A 20,821-nucleotide genomic window follows, 5' to 3' on the forward strand; every position below is an offset into this window, starting at 1 on the left:
CCGCCGTCGCCAAGACGGCCGCGCCAGGAGTGGACCAGGCCACCATGACGGGCATGCGCAGTATCAGCGAGGGCAGCAAGGAGCACAGCCCCATGCCCAGCCCCAGCGCCCAGACCCAGGAGGTGATCTGCTCGGGTGTGGCATGGAAGGCCTGGGCTGCCTGGAACACCAGGGCCACCGAGCTGGTGAATCCCACGAGCACGGCCACGAAGCCGGCTGCGAAGGCCGAAGGGCTCAAGTCACGAAGAAAGCGCATCGCGCGATTCTGTCACCTGAGCCGGCATTGCGGCGATGCGTCGGTGACGCCTAAGAGCGTGTTCACGCGCTAAAGCTCGATCTTGGAGCCCAGCTCCACCACGGAGTTGCTGGGCAGGTGCAGGAAGTCCGAGACCCGGCTGGCATTGCGGTGCATCTGGGCGAACAGTTTTTCGCGCCAGGGCGCCATGCGGTGGCTGATGCGCGGGATGATGACATCGCGCGAGAGGAAGTAGCTGGTCTCCATGGCGTCGAGCTGGCAGCCACGGGGGCGCAGCAAGGCCAGGGCCGCTGGCACGTCGGGCTCGTTCTTGAAGCCGTAGTTGATGATGACCTGCCAGCAGTCGCTGCCCAGGGCCTCGATCTCGGTACGCTTGTCCAGGCCCACCCAGGGCACTTCATGGTTGCGCACCGTCACGAAGATGTTCTGGGCGTGCAGCACCTTGTTGTGCTTGAGGTTGTGCAACAGCGCATTGGGCACGGCCCCCGGCTCGCCGGACAGGAAGACGGCCGTGCCGGGCACGCGGGCCGGCGGGTGGTGCCAGACCGATTCCAGGAAGCTCTTGAGGTCGATGGCATCGGCCTGCAGCTTTTCGTGCAACAGCTCCCGACCCCGGCGCCAGGTCATCATCAGCGAGAACACCGTGCCGCCGATGAGCAGAGGGAACCAGCCGCCATCGAAGAGCTTGAGCAGGTTGGAGGTGAAGAAGGCCAGGTCCACGAAGAAGAAAAAGCCCGTGGCCGCGATGCACAGGGCCAGGGGGTAGTTCCAGCGATAGCGGATCACGAAGAAGGTCAGCGTGGTGGTGATCAGCATGTCCAGCGTGACGGCGATGCCGTAGGCGGCCGCCAGGTTGCCGCTGGAGCGGAACAGCACCACGGCCAGGGCGATGGCCACGAACAGGCTCCAGTTGACCAGGGGCATGTAGATCTGACCGGCCTCGCGCACGCTGGTATGGCGCACTTCCAGGCGCGGCAGGTAGCCCAGCTGTATGACCTGGCGCGTGACGCTGAAGGCGCCGGTGATCAGGGCCTGGGAGGCGATGACGGTCGCCATGGTGGCCAGCAAGACCAGGGGAAGAAGAGCCCAGGCTGGCGCCATCATGTAGAAGGGGTTCTTGACGGCGGCCGGGTTGGCCAGCAGCAGGGCGCCCTGGCCGAAGTAGTTGAGCGTCAGCGCCGGCATGGCCACCGAGAACCAGGCCAGGCGAATGGGCTTCTTGCCGAAGTGGCCCAGGTCCGCGTACAGGGCCTCGGCACCGGTCACGCACAGCACGACGGCGCCAAGGATGATGAAGCTGGTGCCGGGGTTGTCCCAGATGAAGCGCACCGCGAAGTGCGGGCTGACGGCCGCAAGGATTTCGGGATGGCCGGTGATCTGGTGCACGCCCAGCGCGGCGATGGTGGCAAACCAGACCAGGGTGATGGGACCGAAGAAGCGCCCGATACCCGCCGTGCCGTGCTTCTGGAACCAGAACAGCAGGAACAGGATCACCAGGGTCAGCGGGATCACCGCCTTGGTGAAGTGCGGGGACACCACTTCCAGGCCTTCGACGGCCGAGAGCACGGAGATGGCCGGCGTGATCACGCCATCGCCATAGAACAGCGAGGTGCCGAAGATGCCAATGAACAGCAGTGCATTGCGCAGCCTGGGCTTGTCCTTGACTGTCTGAGAGGCCAGGGCCAGCATGGCGACCAGGCCGCCCTCGCCGTTGTTGTCGGCGCGCAGCACCAGGACCACGTACTTGAGCGAGACGATGACCGTCAGCGTCCAGAACAGCAACGACAGAACGCCGTAGATGTTTTCCTGGGTGAAGGGCACATGGCCGGAGCCGAAGACTTCCTTGACCGAATACAGCACGCTGGTGCCGATATCGCCATAGACCACGCCGATGGCGCCCAGGGTGAGCGCGGCCAACGAAGATTTGGTTTTCTGCACAGGTCTATGCGCCGCCCCGTGGGGGAGGCGGCCTCAGTCATGGAAATGTCGGCATTGTCCGCTGTCCTGATCACGGTTGCATCGGACAGCGTCCCGTTCAGTCGTAGATTTCCGCGTTGGGGTTGGTCGCCTCCAGCTCATAGCTGGCAGCCAGCATGGCCACGCGCGCGACCACGCCATACATGTAGAAGCGGTTGGGCACGCTGGCGCCCGGTCGCGCACCAATCTGGGGCAGCTGGGTGCTGTGCTGGAAGGCCAGCGGCACGAAGCCTGCGCCCGGCGCGTTGAGGTTCTCGTCCACGTCGCGCTCGGGGTGCATGCGGTAGAAGCCGCCGACCACGTAGCGGTCCATCATGTAGACCACGGGCTCGGCCACGGCATTGTTCATGCGCTCCTGGGTGAGCACGCCTTCCTGGATGATCACGTCGTGCACGGTCTGGCCGTCCTTGATCATGCCCATCTTGTTGCGGCTCTTGCGCGGCAGCTCGGCCAGTTCCTTGGCGTCGCGCACGGTCATCACGCCCATGCCATAGGTGCCGTTGTCGGCCTTGACGATGGCGAAGGGCTTTTCCTTGATGCCGTATTCCTTGTACTTGCGGCGCACCTTGGCCAGCAGCACATCGACCTGCTCGGCCAGGCCTTCCATGCCCACGCCATTGGCGAAGTCGATGCCTTCGCTGCGACCGAACAGCGGGTTGATCAGCCAGGGATCGATGCCCAGCAGCTTGCCGAAGCGCTTGGCCACTTCCTCGTAGCTCTGGAAGTGGCGGCTCTTGCGGCGCACGCTCCAGCCCGCGTGCAGTGGCGGGAGCAGGTACTGCTCATACAGTTCCTCGACGATGCCCGGCACGCCGGCCGACAGGTCGTTGTTGAGCAGGATGGTGCAGGGGTCGAAGTCCTTGAGGCCGAGGCGGCGCTTGCTGCGGATCACGGGCTCCAGCGTCACCGTGTCGCCATGGGGCAGGGTCACGGTGGTGGTCTTCTTGACGTCGGGGCTGATGGAGCCGATGCGCACATTCAGCCCGGCCATGTTGAAGATGCGCTTGAGCTGGACCACGTTGGCCAGGTAGTGGGTGTTGCGCGTGTGGTTCTCGGGAATGATCAGCAGGTTGCGCGCTTCGGGGCAGATCTTCTCGATCGCGGCCATGGCCGCCTGCACGGCCAGCGGCAGCATTTCGTCGGTCAGGTTGTTCCAGCCGCCGGGAAACAGGTTGGTGTCCACGGGCGCGAGCTTGAAACCGGCGTTGCGGATGTCCACCGAGCAGTAAAAGGGCGGCGTGTGCTCCATCCACTCGAGCCGGAACCAGCGCTCGATCGCGGGCATGGAGTCGAGAATGCGCTGCTCAAGCTCGTTGATCGGGCCGGTCAGGGCCGTGATGAGATGTGGAACCATAAAGACCCTCTGGGAACGACGGTGGGGGGCAATTGTAGAGATTGGACCATGATCTAGGTGTTTTCCCCAGTCTCTGCGGCGTCAACGGCGCCAGAAGGCCGGGGAAAGCAGGGCCATGAAGCTGAGGATTTCCAGCCGCCCCAGCAGCATGGCCAGCGTGCACACCCAGGTCTGGAAATCAGTGAGCACCGCATAGTTGGAAGAAGGCCCCAGGGCGCCCAGCCCGGGGCCCATGCAGTGCACGCTGGCCAGCACGGCGGAGAACGCGGTCACCGGGTCCAGGTCGGTGAGCAGCAGCACCATGCTCAGCGTGATCACCGTGGCGCCGTAGACCAGCATGAAGGCCAGCACCGAGAAGATCATGCGGTCGTCCACCACGCCCTCGCCCAGGCGCACGGGCTGCATGGCGCGCGGGTGGACCAGGCGCGTGAGTTCGCGCCGTGCCTGCTTGAGCAGGATGAGCATGCGCACCATCTTGATTCCGCCGCCCGTGGAGCCCGCGCTGGTGGCCACGCCCGACAGCAGCAGCATGAGCACGGGCGCGAAGACGGGCCAGCCCAGGTAGTCGACGGTGGTGAAGCCCGTGGTCGTGGCCACTGAAACCACATGGAAGACGCCGTAGCGCAACGCCTCGACGGGTCCATAGACGCCCTTGGTCCACAGCAGCAGCGCCACGATGAGGCCGCCGCCCAGCAGCACGGCCAGCGTCGCGCGCATCTCGGGGTCGCGCCAGAAGCCATCCCAGCGGCCCTTGCGCATGGCCACGAAATACAGCGCGAAATTGCAGCTGGCCAGCAGCATGAAGACCAGGGCGATCAGCTCGATCAGCGGCGAATCGAAATAGGCGAAGCTGGCGTCATGCGAGGACAGGCCACCCAGGCTGACGGTGGCGAACATGTGCATCAGGGCGTCCAGGGGTGCCATGCCCGCCGCCCAGAAGGCGATCAGGCAGGCCAGCGAGAACACGCCGTACACGCCCCACAGGCCCTTGGCGGTCTCGGTCATGCGCGGCGTCAGCTTGGTGTCCTTGATGGGACCGGCCGCCTCCGCGCGGAACAGCTGGGCGCCCCCCACGCCCAGAAGCGGCAGGATGGCCACGGCCAGGATCAGGATGCCCATGCCGCCCAGCCACTGCAAAAAGGTACGCCAGACGTTGATGGACACGGGCAGCGCATCCAGACCCGTGAGCACGGTGGCGCCGGTGGTGGTCAAACCGGAGACAGCCTCGAAATAGGCATGGGTGAAGCTGATGGTCAGGCCCACATGGCCCAGGCCCAGCACCAGGGGCAGCATGGCGCACAGCGGGAGCACCACCCAGACCAGGGTGACCAGGATGACGCCGTGGCGCGGCTGCAGCTCGCGCCGGAAATGGTCCAGGCCGATCCACAGCGACAGGCCGGCAGCGGCCGTGATGCCGATGGACCACGGGTAGATGCGCCAGATGCCGTCGTCGGCGAACCAGGACACGGCAAAGGGCAGCAGCATGGACAGCGCGAACATGACCATGAGCATGCCGAGCACGCGCAGGACGGGGAACAGGTCGCGCATGGTGCGGGCTCAGAAGAAGGTGGCGCTGACGCGGAACAGGTTCTCCACGTCGCGCACCAGCCGTTTGTGGGGCAGGAAGAAGACCACGTGGTCGCCGCTCTCGATCACGGTGTTGCCGCGCGGGATGATGACCTCGGGCGTTGCGCCGGCCGCGATCTCGTCGGCCGGCACGCCTTCGGGAATGCCGCGCACGATGAGGCCGATGTGGGCGTCCTCGGGAACGCGCAGGTCCTCGACCTTGCGCCCGACCACGCGCGAGCTCTTGCGGTCGCCGCGCGCCACGATCTCCAGCGCCTCGGCCACGCCGCGGCGCAGGCTGTGCACGGCCTGCACGTCGCCGCGGCGCACATAGGCCAGCAGTTCGCCGAGCATGGCCTGGGCCGGCGACAGCGCGATGTCGATCTGCGTGCCGTGCATCAGATCGGCATAGGCACGCCGGGTGATCAGCGACAGCACGCGCCGCGCGCCCATGCGCTTGCCCAGCAGGCTGGCCATGATGTTGTTCTCGTCGTCGTCGGTCAGGGCCAGGAACAGGTCCACGTCCTCGACGCTTTCGTCGGCCAGCAGATCCTCGTCGGTGGCATCGCCGTGCAGCACCAGCACTTCTGCCGGCAGGACGGAGGCCAGGTCCTGGCAGCGCTGCTCGTCGGGTTCGATGATCTTGATGTGGAAACGCCCGGGCACGCGCGACAGCTGCAGCGCCAGGCGCAGGCTGACCTGGTCGCCACCCGCGACCATGATGCGGTAGACGGGGCGCGAGGGCCGGCCTGCCGGGCGGTGGATGGCGCGCAGCACCTCGGCCACATGCTCGCGCGCAGCCAGGATGAAGACCTCGTCGCCAGGTTCGATGCGGGTGTTGCCGTCGCAGCGCACGAAGCGGTCGGGCTCGTCGAGGAAGCGCCGGTAGATGGCCACGATGCGCATGGCCAGCTCGGGCATGCAGTCGCGCAGCTCGCCGATCTGCCGGCCCACGGCCGGGGCCCCGTCGCGCGCGCGCACCGAGGCCAGCGCGGCGCGTCCGCCCGCGAAGGCGCGCACCTGCATGGCCTCGGGGAACTCGATGAGCTTGCTGATGTAGTTGGTCAGCGACTCCTCGGGGCAGATGATGCGGTCGACGGCAAAGCCTTCCTTGCCCAGCAGCGTTTCGTCCTCGCCGAAGCCCGAGGAACGCACGCGCGCGATGCGCGTGGGGACCTCGAAGAGCACCTGGGCCAGCTTGCAGCACACCAGGTTGGTCTCGTCGAGCGCGGCGCAGGCGATCAGCAGGTCCGTGTCCTTGGCGCCCGCCTCGGCCAGCACCTGGGGATCGATACCGTTGCCGACCACGCCACGCAGGTCGAAGCGCGACTCCAGTTCGCGCAGGCGCCGCGCGTCGGTGTCGATCACCGTGATGTCGTTGCGTTCGGACACCAGGCTCTCGGCCACGCTGTAGCCCACACGTCCGGCGCCAAGAATGATGATTTTCATGGAGTCATTGCGGTGCTGCGGCGCAGGCGCGGGGCCTGCGTCCACGCAGCCCGACGCCGTCAGGCGCGGACTTCGCCTTCACCCAGCACCACGTATTTGAGCGAGGTCAGGCCCTCGATGCCCACAGGACCGCGCGCATGGAACTTGTCGGTGCTGATGCCGATTTCAGCGCCCAGGCCGTACTCGAAGCCGTCGGCAAAGCGTGTGCTGGCGTTGACCATGACGCTGGCCGAATCCACCTCGCGCAGAAAGCGCTGGGCATGCATGTGATCGCGCGTGAGGATGGCGTCCGTGTGGTGGCTGGAATAGCGGTTGATGTGGGCAATCGCCTCGTCCACGCCCTCGACCAGCTTGATGCTGATGATGGGGGCGAGGTACTCCTCGCTCCAGTCCTGCTCGGTGGCCTCGGCCAGCCGGGCACCGGCCACGGACTTCAGGATGGCCAGCGAATCGGGGCAGCCGCGCATCTCGACGCCCTTGGCGGCGTAGATGGCGCCGATCTGCGGCAGGAACGCGGCGGCCACACCGCGCGCCACCAGCAGGCTTTCGCTGGCATTGCAGGGGCTGTACTTGTTCGTCTTGGCGTTGTCGGCCACCTTGACGGCCATGGCGACGTCGCAGGGATCGTCCACATAGGTGTGGCAGTTGCCGTCCAGATGCTTGATCACGGGCACCTTGGCCTCGCGGCTGATGCGCTCGATCAGGCCCTTGCCGCCGCGCGGGATGATGACGTCCACGTAGTCGGGCATGGCGATGAGCTGGCCCACGGCCTCGCGGTCCGTGGTCTGCACCAGTTGCACGCCGTGCTCGGGCAGGCCGGCCTCGGCCAGGGCCCGGGCCACGAGGGCGGCCAGGGCCTTGTTGGAGTCGATGGCCTCGGAGCCGCCGCGCAGTATGCAGGCGTTGCCGCTCTTGATGCTCAGGCTGGCCGCCTCGATGGTCACGTTGGGGCGGCTCTCGTAGATCATGCCGAACACACCGATGGGCACGCGCATCTGGCCCACGCGGATGCCGCTGGGCTGCTGCTTCATGCCGATGATCTCGCCGATCACGTCGGCCATGGCGGCGAGCTGCTCGCAGCCCTGGGCGCAGGTTTCCAGTACCTTGGGCGTCAGGCGCAGGCGGTCCACCATGGGAGCGGACAGGCCGTTGGCCACGGCGCGTTCGAGGTCGCGGGCGTTGTCGATCTGCAACGGCTCCACGTTCTCGCGCAGCAGGCGGGCCAGCGCCAGCAGGGCACGGCTCTTGACGGCGGCGGAGGCGCGGGCCATCCGGGCGGAGGCCACTTTGGCCTGAACGCCCAGGTTGTGGGTGTATTCGACGATATTCAGCGCGTTCATACCGCGATTCTCGCCGAGTTGCGCACGTTTGCGCACCTGAACCGGCCAAGCCCCCGCCAACATGCGGCCGCATGCCGCCGCCACAGGGCAAACCCCGCGCCCGGCTGGCCGAAAAGCTGTCGCGGCCGCCCTACACTGCTGCCGCATACGCAGAGGTTTCCCGCCATGACCACCAGCCACGACACCCTTCTCGCCGCCCAGCAGCTGGCGCAGCTGCGCACCGGCTTTGCGCAATTGGCACAGCAGCAGCTGTCCGCCGCCGCCCTCGGCCAGCAGGCCCGGGCCGCCTCGGAGCTGCTGGGGGCCCTGCCACCGCGCTATGGCGAGGTGCTGCTCAACCTGCTGGACCGGCTCGAAGCCGGGGCGCTGTTCACGGAGGAGAGCTGCTCCTTCAGCCAGAAGGACCTGCTCGACAACCTCCAGATCTGGGCGGACAAGGCGCAGATACAACTGGAGAAGGCGCACTGAGCAGGGCACAACGCAAAAAACCGGCGTGCCCCCAGCGCGAGGGACGCCAGGGAAGGGCCTAAGCCAGCCGCGCCGCCCCGCACCGAGGGTGTCGTCCCCCCGCGAAGCGAGAGGGGGAAGGCGCGCAGCGCCTCAGGGGGTGTTCCCTGCCGTCGCAAGGTCCATGGCCAGTCGGCGCAAGGCCTGCCAGCCATCACGGGGCCAGCCTTCGAAGGCCAGTCCCTTGACGATGCCGTCCACCGTGTGGGCCGATTGCAGCAGGCGCGCGGCCTGTGCGTCCGTGATGCGGGGCAGCAGGCGCTCGAACAGGCGCTCCCTGGCCCCCCAGATGCGCTGCGCACGCAGCGCCATGGGAAGGGGCTGGCCGCCTGCCATGGCGTCCTTGACCCGGCACAGGGCACGGATGTCCTCGGCCAGGGTCCAGTGCACCAGCACCTCGGCCGTGCCTTCGGCCTGCAGGCCGTCGAGCATGCGCGAGACGCGGCCGATCTGGCCGGCCAGCACGGCCTCGGACAGCTTGAAGACGTCATAGCGCGCCACGTTGAGCACGGCCTGCTCGACTTGGGCCAGGCTCAGCTCGCCCTCGGGATGCAGCAGGGCCAGCTTCTGTATTTCCTGGTGCGCGGCCAGCAGGTTGCCCTCGACACGGTCGGCGAAGAACTGCAGCGTGCGCTGGCCTTCCTCGCCGGGTACCACGCGCTGGCCCTGGGCCGCCAGGCGCTGGGCGATCCAGGCCGGCAGCTGGGCACGCTCGATGGGGTCGATCTGGATGGCCATGCCCTGGGCATCCAGCGCGCTGAACCAGGCTCCGGTCTTGGTGGCCTTGTCCAGACGCGGCAGCAAGATGAGCGTCAGCGTGCTGTCGTTGCCACGAGCCGCCTCGGCGATCTGCTGCAATGCGGCGCCGCCATCCTTTCCGGGCTTGCCCGAGGGAATGCGGATCTCGACGATCTGCCGGTCGGCGAACAGCGACAGCGAGCCGCCCGCCGCCAGCACGGCGCTCCAGTCGAAATGGGCTCCGGCCACGGTATAGCTGCTGCGCTCGGTATAGCCGGCCGCGCGCGCCGCGGCGCGGATGGCATCGGCCGCCTCCTGCTGCTGCAGCGGCTCGTCGCCGTGCAGGATGTAGAGCGGGCGCAGGCCCTTGGCCAGGTGGCCGCCGAGCTGGTTCAGGGCAAGCTGCATAGCTCGTGTTGATACATGGCGCTGCATGCGAAGCTGGCGCGGCCCAGTCCAGGGGCACCGAGGAAGGGCCTACGCCGGCCGCGCCGCCCCGCACCGAGGGTGTCGTTCCCCTCCCGCGCAGCGAGAGAGGGCGCCGTGCACACGGGGGAAGGCGCAAAGCGACTCAGGGGGTGCTTCATGTCAGGCTTTTCACGGCCGCCAGACGGCGCAGCAATTGCTGCACGATGTCGGTGCGCATGTCCTTGTAGAGCATAGCCTCCTCGGCTTCCTTGGACAGCGCGTTGGTTTCGTTGTACGTCACATCGCGCTGCTGAAGGATCTCGGTCTCGGGAATCGGCTCGTCGCCATTGGGCGTGCGCAGCTTGAAGCGCACGCGCAGGCGCAGCTGAAGCTCGCGCACCTGGCCCAGGGCGTTCATGCCGACGATGACCCGCTCCTGCCGCTCGCTGACGATCTGGAAGATCGCCTCGGCATCGTCGGGCGAGGCCGGGTCGCGCAGCACGGTCAGCTTGTCGCTGGCGCTGGCCAGGTTGCGCTGCAGTTCGCGCGCCACCGGCGACCCCCGCCCGGCCTGGATGTAGAGCGTGCGGAACACGAAGGTCGGCACCCCCCGCAGGCGAAAGCCGCAGGCCCCCAGCAGCGGAGCCAGGGCCAGGGCGGTGAGCAGCGTACGTTTTTGCATGCTTGTTCCTTGCGGGCGCCGGGCAGGCCCGGCGCCCAGGGGGTCAGACCACGACGTTGACCAGGCGGCCCGGCACCACGATCACCTTCTTGGGCGCCGCGCCGTTGGTGAACTTCAGGCAGTCCTCGTTGGCCAGGGCGATACGCTCGATCTCGGCCTTGTCGGCGGTGGACGACACCAGGATGGCGCCGCGCAACTTGCCGTTGACCTGCAGCACCAGCGAGATCTCGTCCTGCACCAGCGCCTTGGGATCGACCTGGGGCCAGGGTGCATCCAGCACGTCGCCCAGGTGGGCGGCGTAGCCGAGATCGTTCCACAGCACGTGGGCCAGGTGGGGCGTGGCCGGGTAGAGCACGCGCAGCAGGATGCCGAAGCCTTCGATCAGCGCCACCTGGGCCCCCGCGTCGTCGAGGGCCTTGAAGTCCTCCAGCGCGTTGATCATCTTCATCGCACCCGAGACCACGGTGTTGTACTGCATGCGCTGGTAGTCGTACTCCACCTGCTTGAGCACGGTGTGGATCTCCAGGCGCAGGGCCTTGGCGGCCTTGCCGAACTCCAGCTCGTCCAGCGACCTGGCGCCGGAGACGGAGGCACCGGCCATGTCCATCTGCGACAGCTTGACGCCGAAGTTGTAGACGCGGCGCAGGAAGCGGTAGCTGCCTTCGACCGCCGATTCGTTCCACTCCAGCGTCAGCTCGGGCGGGGCCGTGAACATGGTGTACAGGCGCGCGGTGTCGGCACCGTACTTCTCGATCAGTTCCTGCGGATCGACACCATTGTTCTTGGACTTGGACATGGTGGTCAACTCGTACTCGACAGGCGAGCCGTCGCTCTTGAGCGTGCCACCGGTCACCACCCCGTTCTCGTTGGTGATGACATTGACCTCATGCTCCCAGTAGTAGTTCTTGCCCGCTCCTTCAGGCTTCTGGAAGAACGCACCCCGCAGCACCATGCCCTGGGTCAGCAGCCTGGTGAAGGGCTCGTCGACCTTGACCAGGCCCAGGTCGCGCATGACCTTGGTCCAGAAGCGCGCGTACAGCAAATGCAGGATGGCGTGCTCGATGCCGCCGATGTACTGGTCCATGGGCATCCAGTAGTCGGCACCCTCGGCCACCATCTGCTCGCCGTTCCTGGCATCGCAATAGCGCATGAAGTACCAGGACGAGTCCACGAAGGTGTCCATGGTGTCGGTCTCGCGGCGCGCCGGCTTGCCGCAGCAGGGGCAGACCACGCCGGCGTGGAAGGCTTCGCTCTTGACCAGCGGGTTGCCGGAGCCGTCGGGCACCAGGTCCTGGGGCAGGACCACGGGCAGGTCCTTGGCGGGCACGGGCTGGGCGCCGCAGTCCTCGCAGTGGATGATGGGAATCGGCGTGCCCCAGTAGCGCTGGCGGCTCACGCCCCAGTCGCGCAGGCGCCAGGTGATCTTCTTCTCGCCCAGGCCCTTGGCCGCCAGCAGTTCGACGACCTTGTCCACGGCGGCCACATGGCCCAGGCCGTCGAGTTCGCCGGAGTTGACGCACGCGGCGCGCTGCTTGTCGCCGTACCAGTCGGCCCAGGCCTCGGTGCCGAAGGTCTCGCCTTCGACGCAGATGACCTGGCGGATGGCGATGCCGTACTTCTTCGCGAAGGCGAAATCACGCTCGTCATGGGCGGGCACGCCCATGACGGCGCCGTCGCCGTAGCTCATCAGCACGTAGTTGCCGACCCAGACCTCGACCTGGGCGCCGCTCAGGGGGTGGGTGACGAACAGGCCCGTGGGCAGGCCTTCCTTTTCCTTGAGCGCCAGTTCGGCCTCGGTGGTGCCGCCCTTCTTGCATTCCTCGATGAAGGCGGCAAGCGCGGGATTCGTGGCGGCGGCGTGCAGGGCCAGCGGATGCTCGGGCGCCACGGCGCAGAAGGTCACGCCCATGATGGTGTCGGCGCGCGTGGTGAACACGTACAGCCGCCCGTCCTGGATGGGCTGGCCGTCGGCACCGCGGATGTCGTGCGTGAAGGCGAAGCGCACGCCGGCGCTCTTGCCGATCCAGTTTTCCTGCATCAGGCGCACTTTTTCGGGCCAGCCGGTCAGCGTGGCCTTGTCGCCGCCGACCTGCACATGGTCCAGCAGCTCCTGGGCGTAGTCGGTGATCTTCAGGTAGTAGCCGGGGATCTCGCGCTTTTCGACCAGGGCGCCGGTGCGCCAGCCACGGCCGTCGATGACCTGCTCGTTCGCCAGCACGGTCTGGTCCACCGGGTCCCAGTTCACGACCTGGGTCTTGCGGTAGGCGATGCCCTTTTCCAGCATCTGCAGGAACAGCCACTGGTTCCACTTGTAGTAGTCGGGGTCGCAGGTGGCGATCTCGCGGCTCCAGTCGATGGCCAGCCCCATCGCCTGCATCTGCTTTTTCATGTAGGCGATGTTGTCGTAGGTCCACTGCGCGGGCGGCACCTTGTTCTTGAGCGCGGCGTTCTCGGCCGGCAGGCCGAAGGCGTCCCAGCCCATGGGCATGAGGACGTTGTAGCCCTTCATGCGCAGCTGGCGCGTCAGCATGTCGTTGATGGTGTAGTTGCGCACATGGCCCATGTGCAGCTTGCCGCTGGGGTAGGGCAGCATGGAGCAGGCGTAGAACTTGGGCCTGGCCTGGTCTTCGGTCACGCGGTAGGCGTCGCGGGCGGACCAGTGGTCTTGCGCTGCGCGCTCAACGTCGATGTGGTTGTATTTCTCTTGCATGGTGCTGCGGCCCCAAGGGCCGGACAAGGTGGCCGGACATGCCGGATTGCCGGAATCAACCGGCGATTTTAGGGCCCCGGCCCGGCAGCGCCCGAAGCAGCCCACAAGCCCGCAGGCGGTACTGCGCCATCGGCACCCGGCTTGCCCGGCCGCCGCGCTGGGAAAATCCGTGCTGCGTATGCTTGGCACTCTCTGCGGCAGCGCGCCGCAGGCGTTCCGCCATCGCCAGCCCGGACTTGCGCAGGAACGGACATGGATCTCCCGGGCATGCCGCTTTCGCGTGGCAGGCTTTTCCGCGCCCTGGAGTGCTCTCGTGCTGAACTGGTCTTTGATTTCCGCCTGGGATCCCGTCATGCAGGCCCTGGCAGCGCTGTGCGCGCTGGTGCTGCTGGCCCGCTCGGCGGGTTTTGTCGTGCAGTGGCTGCTTCTGCGCGTGCTGCCGCGCATGCGCAGCACCCTGGTGGAGATGGAGTGGGCCCAGGTGCTGCTGCACGACAACGTGCTGCAGCGCCTGGCCAAGGCCGTGCCCTCCCTGGTCATGCAGTCCGGCGTACAGGCCATCCCGCAGTTGCAGCCTCAGTGGGCGACGCTGATCCTGAACCTGGCCATCGCCTGCACCATCTACCATGTGGCCCGCGTGATCAGCGCCCTGCTCAATGCCATGAACGAGGCCCATGACCTCAAGGAGGAGCGCAAGGCCACGCAGGCCCATTCGATCAAGAGCTATGTGCAGCTGGGCAAGCTGCTGGTGTTCCTGATCGCCATCGTGCTGATCGTCGCCACCCTGGTGGACCGCTCGCCGCTGCTGCTGCTGTCAGGCCTGGGCGCCGCCTCGGCGGTGCTGATGCTGATCTTCAAGGACACCATCATGTCCTTCGTGGCCGGCGTGCAGCTGGGCTCCAACGACATGCTGCGCGTGGGCGACTGGATAGAGATGCCCCAGGTGGGTGCCGACGGCTTCGTGATCGACATCGCGCTGCACACGGTCAAGGTGCAGAACTGGGACAAGACCATCACCACCATCCCCACCTGGCGGCTGATGAGCGACAGCTACAAGAACTGGCGCGGCATGTTCGAGTCGGGCGGGCGCCGCATCCGCCGCTCGCTGCACATCGACGCCCACACCATCCGCCTGCTGACGCCCGAGCAGCACCGCACCCTGTCATCCATTGCGCTGCTCAAGGGCCATCTGGACGAAAACGGCGGCCTGCGCGCTCCCGAGGCGCCACCGGGCGCCGACATCGAGCCCGGCCAGGTCAGCAACCTGGCGGCCTTCAAGGCCTATGCTTACGCCTACCTGGTGCGCCATCCCCACATCCACAAGACGCCCAACATGTTCCTGCTGGTGCGCACCATGGAGCCTTCGCCCATGGGCGTTCCACTGGAGCTTTTCTGCTACACCAGCACCACGGTGTGGGTGGAGTACGAGGCCATCCAGGGCGCGATCTTCGACCACCTGATCGGCATGCTGCCGCGATTCGGCCTGAGCCTGTACCAGCGCTCGTCCGACCATGGCCAGCACCTGCGCCTGGCCGCAGCCGAGCGCTGAGCGGACGAAGACTGAGGCGCCTCAGCGCTGCGGGGAGGACGGCCCCGGCCCGGCGCCGGCCTCGGGCGGCCGGGCCCGCACCGGCTCGGCCACGAAGCCCATGCGCGTCAGGCCTGCCGCATGGGCCCATCCCATGAGTTCGGCCACGCGGCCATAGGGCACGGCCTGGTCGGCGCGCAATTGCAGCTCGGCCTGGGGATTGCGGGCGCCCAGCCGTGCCAGGCGCTCGCGCAGCGCCTCGGCCGTGGTGGACTGGCCCTGCACCCAGAGCGCGCCGCCGGCATCGACTTCCAGCAGCAGGGCATCGTCCTCGTTCGCGGCGGCCATGGGCTGGGTGCCCTGGGCCTGGGGCAGTTGCACCCGCAGCGAGGCAGCGAGCATGGGCGCGGCCAGGATGAAGATGACGACCAGGACCAGCATCACGTCCACCAGGGGCGTGACATTGATGGCATGCAGCGGCTGGGAAGGGCCCTGCCTGCTCGCGAGTCGACCGAAGGACATGGCTGGACTCCGGCGGCGGCCCCGTCAGGGCGCCTCCATGGGGCTGGTCGGCAGGTCCGGGGCCGCGATGCCGTCGTCCGCCACCGGCCCGGCACCGAACTGCGCCAGCAGGTCATGGGCAAAGCCTTCGAGCAAGGCCTCCATCTGGCCCGCCGCGCGCCCCATCAGGTTGTAGGCCAGCACGGCCGGCAAGGCCACGGCCAGGCCGGCGGCCGTCATCACCAGGGCCTCGCCCACGGGGCCTGCCAGCTGCTCGATGCCGATCTGCCCGCTGCCGGCCAGCGTGGCCAGCGCATGGTGTATGCCCCAGACGGTGCCCAGCAGGCCCACGAAGGGCGCCGTGGCGCCCACGGTGGCCAGCAGGGTCTGGCCCCATTGCAATTGCTGGCTGGCCGCCTGCAGGGCCTCGCGCAGGCCGCGCGTCAGCCGCACGGAGGACGTGGCCCGGTCAGCCAGCGCCGCCGAGGCCCCACGGGATAGCTGGCTCAGGGCCGCCGCCAGCGGAACCGCCAGCTGCTGGCGGTCCATGTCCGCCATGCGGGCCTGGGCCTCACCCAGCCCCTCGGCGGCCCAGAAGGCCTCGATGGCCCGGGGAACGCGTCGGCGGCAGGCCGCCATGAACCACAGTTTCCAGACGATGACCACCCAGCTGGCCACCGACAGCGCCAGCAGCAGCAGCGCCGTGCCGCGGGCGACCGCGTCGCCTTGCTGCCACCAGAGCCAGAGTGCGCCATCCATGGTGTGAAAGAGGCTCAGCGCAGATTCAGCACGTCGTACATGTCGTACGCGCCAGTGGCCTTGCCGGCCAGGAAGCGCACGGCGCGCAGGCTGCCCTGGGCGTAGCCGGCGCGGCTGTTGGACTTGTGCGAGATTTCGATGCGCTCGCCCGCGCCGATGAACATCACGGTATGGTCGCCGATGATGTCGCCGCCGCGCACGGTGGCAAAGCCGATGGTGTTGTCCTCGCGCGCCCCCGTGTGGCCGAAGCGCTCGTAGACGGCCCGGTCGGCCAGCTTCGTGCCCTGGGCCTCGGCGATGACCTCGCCCATCTTCAGGGCCGTGCCCGAGGGGGCATCGACCTTGTGGCGGTGGTGGGCCTCGACGATCTCGATGTCGTAGCCGCTGGACAGCGCCTTGGCCGCCATCTCCAGCAGCTTGAAGGTGACGTTCACGCCCACGCTCATGTTGGGCGAGAACATGACCGCCGTGCGCTGCGCGTACTCGGCGATGCGGTCCTTTTCCTCCTCGCTGAAGCCCGTGGTGCCGATGACCAGCTTGACGCCCAGTTCGGCGCAGACGGCCAGATGGGCCAGCGTGCCCTCCGGACGTGTGAAGTCGATCAGGCAGTCTGCCTTGGACAGCGCGGCACGCACATCGCTTTCGATGACGATGCCGCTGGACTGGCCCAGGAAGGCCGAGGGGTCCGTGCCCAGCGACGGGCTTTCGGGGCGGTCCAGCGCCGCGGTCAGCGCAAGATCGTCACTTTGCAGGATGGCCTCGATCAGCATGCGGCCCATGCGGCCGGAGGCGCCCGCCACGGCCACGCGCAGGCGGGGATGGTTGCTGGAGGAGGAGGCTGTCGTGGCGTTCATGTCGGAAATCGGCGTATGGGAAGCGGAATGCGCAAACAGTGCCACCGCACACAGAAGATGGGTCGCGGCGGTACAGAAAAACGCCCACAGGCCTTGCGGCGCGCGGGCGGGACGGGTCAGCGGGAGCCGGACTCCAGCGGCGGGTAGCTGGCCGTGGAGGGTGGAGGCTCGGTGGCAGCGGGCTCTTCGGCGGGCTTGGCGGCCGGGAACTTGGACAACTGGTCTTCGCTGGCCTCGAGCTGCGGAATCTTGCCCAGCTTCTTCTTGGAGCCCAGGCTGGCGACGAATTCGGCCTCGGTGGGCATCTCGTCGCCTTCCGAACGCGCGAACAGGTCGCCGTTGAAGAACACGGTCAGCTTGCGCACCTGCGAATCGACGCCCGGACGCTTGATGGTGAAGACATATTCCCAGCGGTCGGCGTGGAATACGCTGGTGACCAGCGGTGTGCCGAGAATGTCGCGAACCTGCTGGCGGCTCATGCCGGGCTGCAGGGCCTCGACCTGTTCGCGGGAGACGAAATTGCCTTGCACCACCTCCACCTTGTAGGGCGTGACGACATTGGCGACTCGGTGCGCTGCGCCATCGAGGCTGCTGCAGCCTGCCAGCGCCACCCCGATCGACAGCATCAGGGCCGCACGGGCGCGGCAACGGGCTTGAACATGCATTGGTATCAGCATAGGGATATGATCGTGGATCATTGTAGCGGCTGGTCCCGTGGGCTTGCGATCATGCGACGCCCCTGGCTCCAGGGCCATTTGTTCGCCGTCCCGCGCCTGCCATCGAGGCGGGCCCAGCGGGCAGTCTTTGCCAAAGACCCTGATATGAAGAACATCGACGAACTCAAGAGTACGGGCCTGAAGGCCACGCTTCCCCGCCTGAAGATCCTGGAGATCTTCCAGAAGGGCACGCAACGCCACATGACGGCCGAAGACGTGTTCCGCGTGCTGCTGGACGAGCGCTCGGACATCGGCCTGGCCACGGTCTACCGCGTGCTCACCCAGTTCGAGCAGGCCGGCATCCTCATCCGCAGCAACTTCGAAAGCGGCAAGGCCGTCTACGAGCTCAACGAAGGCCAGCACCATGACCACTTCGTGTGCACGAGCTGCGGCAAGGTCGAGGAGTTCTACGACCCCGATATCGAGAAGCGCCAGAACCTGATCGCCAAGGCCAAGGGCTGGGTGATCCAGGACCATTCGATGGCGCTGTACGGCCAGTGCGCCGACTGCGCAGGCCGGGCCACCAAGTAAGGCGGGCCCACGCCATATCCCTGCAAAGCGGAGTGCCAGGCACTCCGTTTTTTTTACCCTTCTTTCCTTTTGCAACCGGTGCTTTACACGGCAAGGCGGACGCCGGGTCCAAGCTGGCGTCCAATGGGTTTCACCACACGACGGACACCATGCTTCGTACATCGCTGCTCGCCTTCGCCCTTGCCGTGCTTGCCGCAGGTTGCGCGCCTGTGCCGCCTGCGCAGACCGCCGCCCCCTCCGCACTGAAGGCACTGCCCGACACCCCGCTGACGGGCGCGCAACGCCAGCAGTGGCTGGACCGCGTCACCTGGGGCGCCACCGACAGCGGGGATGCCGCGTTGCAGCGCCTGGGGCTGCGGGCCTGGCTGGCGCGGCAACTGCATCCGGGCCAGGAGGCCCTGCCGCAGCAGGCCCGGCAACTCATCGACGATCTGGACATCAGCCGCCGCCCCATGGACGAGATAGCGCGCGACCTGGCGGCGCAGCGCAAGGCCGTCCAGGAAGCGCCTTCGGGCGACGAGAAGGGCCGGCTGCAGCAGGCCTACCAGCGCACGCTGAACCAGTTGGGCACCGAGGCGCAAAAGCGCTTCGTGGTGCGCGCCCTGTATTCACCGGACCAGTTGCGCGAGCAGATGACCTGGTTCTGGATGAACCACTTCAACGTCAGCCTGCGCAAGGCCGACATCCGCGCCTGGGTGGGCGACTACGAGGAACACGCCATCCGCCCGCATGCGCTGGGCAGCTTTCGCAGCCTGCTGGAGGCTTCCCTGCGCCATCCGGCCATGCTGCGCTACCTGGACAACGCCAGCAACGCGGCGGGCCGCATCAACGAGAACTACGCACGCGAACTGCTGGAGCTGCACACCATGGGCGTGGGCAGCGGCTACACCCAGGCCGACGTGCAGGAGATGGCGCGCATCCTGACCGGCGTGGGCGTCAGCATGCAGCCCGCCGATGCCCCGCCACCACGCCTGCGCCGCGAGCTGCAGGGCGACTACGTGCGTGCGGGCTTCTTCGAGTTCAATCCCAACCGCCACGACTACGGGCCCAAGTCCTTCCTGGGCCAGCCCATGCACCGGCGCGGCATGGCCGAGGTCGAGGAGGCGCTGGACCGCATCGTCGCCTCGCCGGCCACCGCACGGTTCATCGCGCGCAAGCTGGCGGTCTTCCTCATTGCCGACGATCCGCCGCCCGCCCTGGTGCAGCGCACGGCCCAGGCATTCGCCAGCAGCCACGGCGACATCGCCGCCACCCTGACCGCGCTGCTCACCGCCCCCGAAGCCGGCCCCTTCGGCCGCAAGTTCCGCGATCCGGTGCACTATGTGCTGGCCGCCACGCGGCTGTCGGTCGACCAGCGCGTGGCGGCCGACGTGACCCCGGTGCTGGGCTGGATCAACCGGCTGGGGCAGAGCCTGTATGCACATGAAACACCGGACGGCTATCCGCAGACCCAGTCGGACTGGGACGGCTCGGGCCAGATGGCCGCGCGCTTCGAAGTCGCGCGCCAGATCGCCACGCGCAGCGCCGTGCTGTTTCGCAGCGATCCCAAGGCCCCGCTGGAGCAGCCTCCCCATCCCACGCTGTCGGCCCTGGCCAGCGTGCGTGAGCGGCTGCCCCAGTGGAGCCAGCCTGCCCAGGCGGCGCTGGCCCAGGCGCGCAATCCGGCGGACTTCAATACCTATCTTCTGTCCGCACCCGAGATGATGTTCCGCTGAAACCGGAGAGCCAGCATGCAGCGACGCCATTTTCTTTCCCTGGCATCCGCCCTGCCCTTTGCCGCCCACATGGGCCGGCTGCGGGCCGCAACGCCCGAGGCGGCCACGCCACGCCTGCTGCTGGTCTTCCTGCGCGGGGCCTATGACAGCAACAATCTGCTGGTCCCCACGCACAGCGACTTCTATTACGAGGCACGCCCCAGCATCGCCATTCCCCGGCCCGGCGAAGCCCAGGGCGCGCTGGCGCTGGACGGCCGCTGGGGACTGCACCCGGCGCTGGAGGGCAGCATCCATCCCCTGTTCGCGGGCGGCCAGGCCTGCTTCGTGCCGTTCGCCGGCACGCACGACCTGTCGCGCAGCCACTTCGAGACCCAGGACTCCATCGAGCTGGGGCAGGACCTGGAAGGACGTCGCAACTACCGCTCCGGCTTTCTGAACCGGCTGGCCGAGGTGCTGGCACGCGATGGCCGCAACCCGGTCACGCCCATGGCCTTCACCAGCCAGTTGCCCCTGACGCTGCGCGGCAGCCTGGCCGCACCCAACATGGCGCTGGCCTCGGTGGGCAAGAGCGGCGTGGACGAGCGGCGCAGCCAGGTCATTGCCTCCATGTACGAGGGCTCGCCCCTGGGCGCCACGGTCAAGGAGGGCTTTGCCGTGCGCGACGCCGTCCAGCGCAGCCTGCAGCAGGAGATGGACCAGGCCGGCCGCGACGCCATCAGCGCCAAGGGATTTTCCCTGGTGGCGCGGCGCATGGCGACGCTGATGCGCGAGCGCTTCGACCTGGGCTTCGTCGATGTCGGCGGCTGGGACACCCACGTCAACCAGGGCGGCGCCACGGGCGCGCTGGCCAATCGCCTGGAGGAGCTGGGCCAGGGTCTGGCGGGCTTCGCCCAGGAGATCGGGCTCGAGGCCTGGCGCCATACCGTGGTGGTGGTGGTCAGCGAGTTCGGCCGCACCTTCCGCGAGAACGGCAACAAGGGCACGGACCACGGCCACGGCACGACCTACTGGGTGCTGGGAGGCGGGCTGTCATCGCGCGCGGGCGGACGCATCGTGGGCGAGCAGGTCGAGGTTAGCCAGAAGAACCTGTTCCAGAACCGCGACCATCCCGTGCTCAACGAGTACCGCGCCGTGCTCGGCGGCCTGTTCCAGCGCATGTACGGGCTGAAAGCGGACCAGGTCCAGCGGGTGTTCGCAGGCGTGACGCCCCGCGACCTGCAACTGGTTTGA

General features: G+C 67.6%; 18 protein-coding genes (1 of these 18 only partly in view). 5 read left to right on the forward strand and 13 right to left on the reverse strand.

Annotated elements, in window-relative coordinates; all coding sequences use genetic code 11:
- From L1Z78_RS27615 to L1Z78_RS27640, 6 genes are all read right to left on the reverse strand, one after another.
- Positions 1-256, reverse strand: the beginning of a protein-coding gene (locus L1Z78_RS27615) for a benzoate/H(+) symporter BenE family transporter (RefSeq protein ID WP_234639485.1). Its footprint begins 926 nt before the window's first position; 256 of the gene's 1,182 nt are visible here — the first part of the coding sequence; it begins with the start codon at positions 254-256; its stop codon lies off the left edge, out of view.
- Positions 257-325: 69 nt separating this feature from the next.
- Entirely contained in the window at positions 326-2,194 is a 1,869-nt protein-coding gene (locus tag L1Z78_RS27620; protein WP_234639486.1) for a potassium transporter Kup, read from the reverse strand.
- A 97-nt stretch (positions 2,195-2,291) separates the two neighbouring features.
- Entirely contained in the window at positions 2,292-3,587 is a 1,296-nt protein-coding gene (gene gshA, locus L1Z78_RS27625; RefSeq protein WP_234639487.1) for a glutamate--cysteine ligase, read from the reverse strand.
- Between the two features lie 81 nt (positions 3,588-3,668).
- Positions 3,669-5,135 (reverse strand): TrkH family potassium uptake protein, encoded by a 1,467-nt coding sequence (locus L1Z78_RS27630; protein WP_234639488.1) that lies wholly within the window; start codon positions 5,133-5,135, stop codon positions 3,669-3,671.
- A 9-nt stretch (positions 5,136-5,144) separates the two neighbouring features.
- Entirely contained in the window at positions 5,145-6,602 is a 1,458-nt protein-coding gene (trkA, locus tag L1Z78_RS27635) for a Trk system potassium transporter TrkA (RefSeq protein WP_234639489.1), read from the reverse strand.
- 59 nt (positions 6,603-6,661) lie between these two features.
- Complete coding sequence (locus tag L1Z78_RS27640; protein WP_234639490.1) at positions 6,662-7,942, reverse strand: glutamate-5-semialdehyde dehydrogenase; 1,281 nt, start codon at positions 7,940-7,942, stop codon at positions 6,662-6,664.
- 165 nt (positions 7,943-8,107) lie between these two features.
- Here L1Z78_RS27640 and L1Z78_RS27645 point away from each other — a divergent pair, with 165 nt between their 5' ends.
- A complete protein-coding gene (locus tag L1Z78_RS27645) occupies positions 8,108-8,410 on the forward strand; it encodes a hypothetical protein (RefSeq protein ID WP_234639491.1) in 303 nt (100 codons plus the stop codon).
- A 132-nt stretch (positions 8,411-8,542) separates the two neighbouring features.
- Here the strand turns inward: L1Z78_RS27645 and holA are convergent, their stop codons facing one another.
- The 3 genes from holA to leuS all read right to left on the reverse strand — a co-directional run bounded on the left by holA (position 8,543) and on the right by leuS (position 12,987).
- Complete coding sequence (gene holA / locus L1Z78_RS27650) at positions 8,543-9,595, reverse strand: DNA polymerase III subunit delta (RefSeq protein ID WP_234639492.1); 1,053 nt, start codon at positions 9,593-9,595, stop codon at positions 8,543-8,545.
- 175 nt (positions 9,596-9,770) lie between these two features.
- A complete protein-coding gene (lptE, locus tag L1Z78_RS27655) occupies positions 9,771-10,277 on the reverse strand; it encodes an LPS assembly lipoprotein LptE (RefSeq protein ID WP_234639493.1) in 507 nt (168 codons plus the stop codon).
- A gap of 43 nt (positions 10,278-10,320) precedes the next feature.
- Positions 10,321-12,987 carry a leucine--tRNA ligase gene (gene leuS, locus L1Z78_RS27660; RefSeq protein ID WP_234639494.1) on the reverse strand — a complete coding sequence of 889 codons (2,667 nt, stop codon included), beginning with the start codon at positions 12,985-12,987 and terminating at the stop codon, positions 10,321-10,323.
- A gap of 352 nt (positions 12,988-13,339) precedes the next feature.
- Between leuS and L1Z78_RS27665 the strand changes: the two genes are divergently transcribed.
- Complete coding sequence (locus L1Z78_RS27665; protein ID WP_234642283.1) at positions 13,340-14,536, forward strand: mechanosensitive ion channel family protein; 1,197 nt, start codon at positions 13,340-13,342, stop codon at positions 14,534-14,536.
- A gap of 21 nt (positions 14,537-14,557) precedes the next feature.
- On the opposite strand, the gene L1Z78_RS27670 is transcribed toward L1Z78_RS27665, so the two are convergent.
- The 4 genes from L1Z78_RS27670 to L1Z78_RS27685 all read right to left on the reverse strand — a co-directional run bounded on the left by L1Z78_RS27670 (position 14,558) and on the right by L1Z78_RS27685 (position 17,294).
- A complete protein-coding gene (locus tag L1Z78_RS27670; RefSeq protein WP_234639495.1) occupies positions 14,558-15,037 on the reverse strand; it encodes an ExbD/TolR family protein in 480 nt (159 codons plus the stop codon).
- A gap of 24 nt (positions 15,038-15,061) precedes the next feature.
- The gene (locus tag L1Z78_RS27675; protein WP_234639496.1) at positions 15,062-15,775 is read right to left on the reverse strand and encodes a MotA/TolQ/ExbB proton channel family protein; all 714 of its coding nucleotides are present in this window, start codon (positions 15,773-15,775) and stop codon (positions 15,062-15,064) included.
- A 14-nt stretch (positions 15,776-15,789) separates the two neighbouring features.
- Positions 15,790-16,629 (reverse strand): 4-hydroxy-tetrahydrodipicolinate reductase, encoded by an 840-nt coding sequence (gene dapB / locus L1Z78_RS27680; protein ID WP_234639497.1) that lies wholly within the window; start codon positions 16,627-16,629, stop codon positions 15,790-15,792.
- Between the two features lie 116 nt (positions 16,630-16,745).
- Positions 16,746-17,294, reverse strand: coding sequence for an outer membrane protein assembly factor BamE (locus tag L1Z78_RS27685; RefSeq protein WP_234639498.1), 549 nt, complete (start codon positions 17,292-17,294; stop codon positions 16,746-16,748).
- A 156-nt stretch (positions 17,295-17,450) separates the two neighbouring features.
- Between L1Z78_RS27685 and fur the strand changes: the two genes are divergently transcribed.
- The 3 genes from fur (at position 17,451) to L1Z78_RS27700 (ending at position 20,821) form a co-directional block, all read left to right on the forward strand.
- The gene (gene fur / locus L1Z78_RS27690; protein WP_234639499.1) at positions 17,451-17,876 is read left to right on the forward strand and encodes a ferric iron uptake transcriptional regulator; all 426 of its coding nucleotides are present in this window, start codon (positions 17,451-17,453) and stop codon (positions 17,874-17,876) included.
- A 149-nt stretch (positions 17,877-18,025) separates the two neighbouring features.
- Positions 18,026-19,591 carry a DUF1800 domain-containing protein gene (locus L1Z78_RS27695; RefSeq protein WP_234639500.1) on the forward strand — a complete coding sequence of 522 codons (1,566 nt, stop codon included), beginning with the start codon at positions 18,026-18,028 and terminating at the stop codon, positions 19,589-19,591.
- Between the two features lie 15 nt (positions 19,592-19,606).
- Positions 19,607-20,821, forward strand: coding sequence for a DUF1501 domain-containing protein (locus L1Z78_RS27700; RefSeq protein ID WP_234639501.1), 1,215 nt, complete (start codon positions 19,607-19,609; stop codon positions 20,819-20,821).

Origin of the sequence: Delftia tsuruhatensis, from assembly GCF_903815225.1 — a bacterium.
GTDB lineage: Bacteria > Pseudomonadota > Gammaproteobacteria > Burkholderiales > Burkholderiaceae_C > Comamonas > Comamonas tsuruhatensis_A.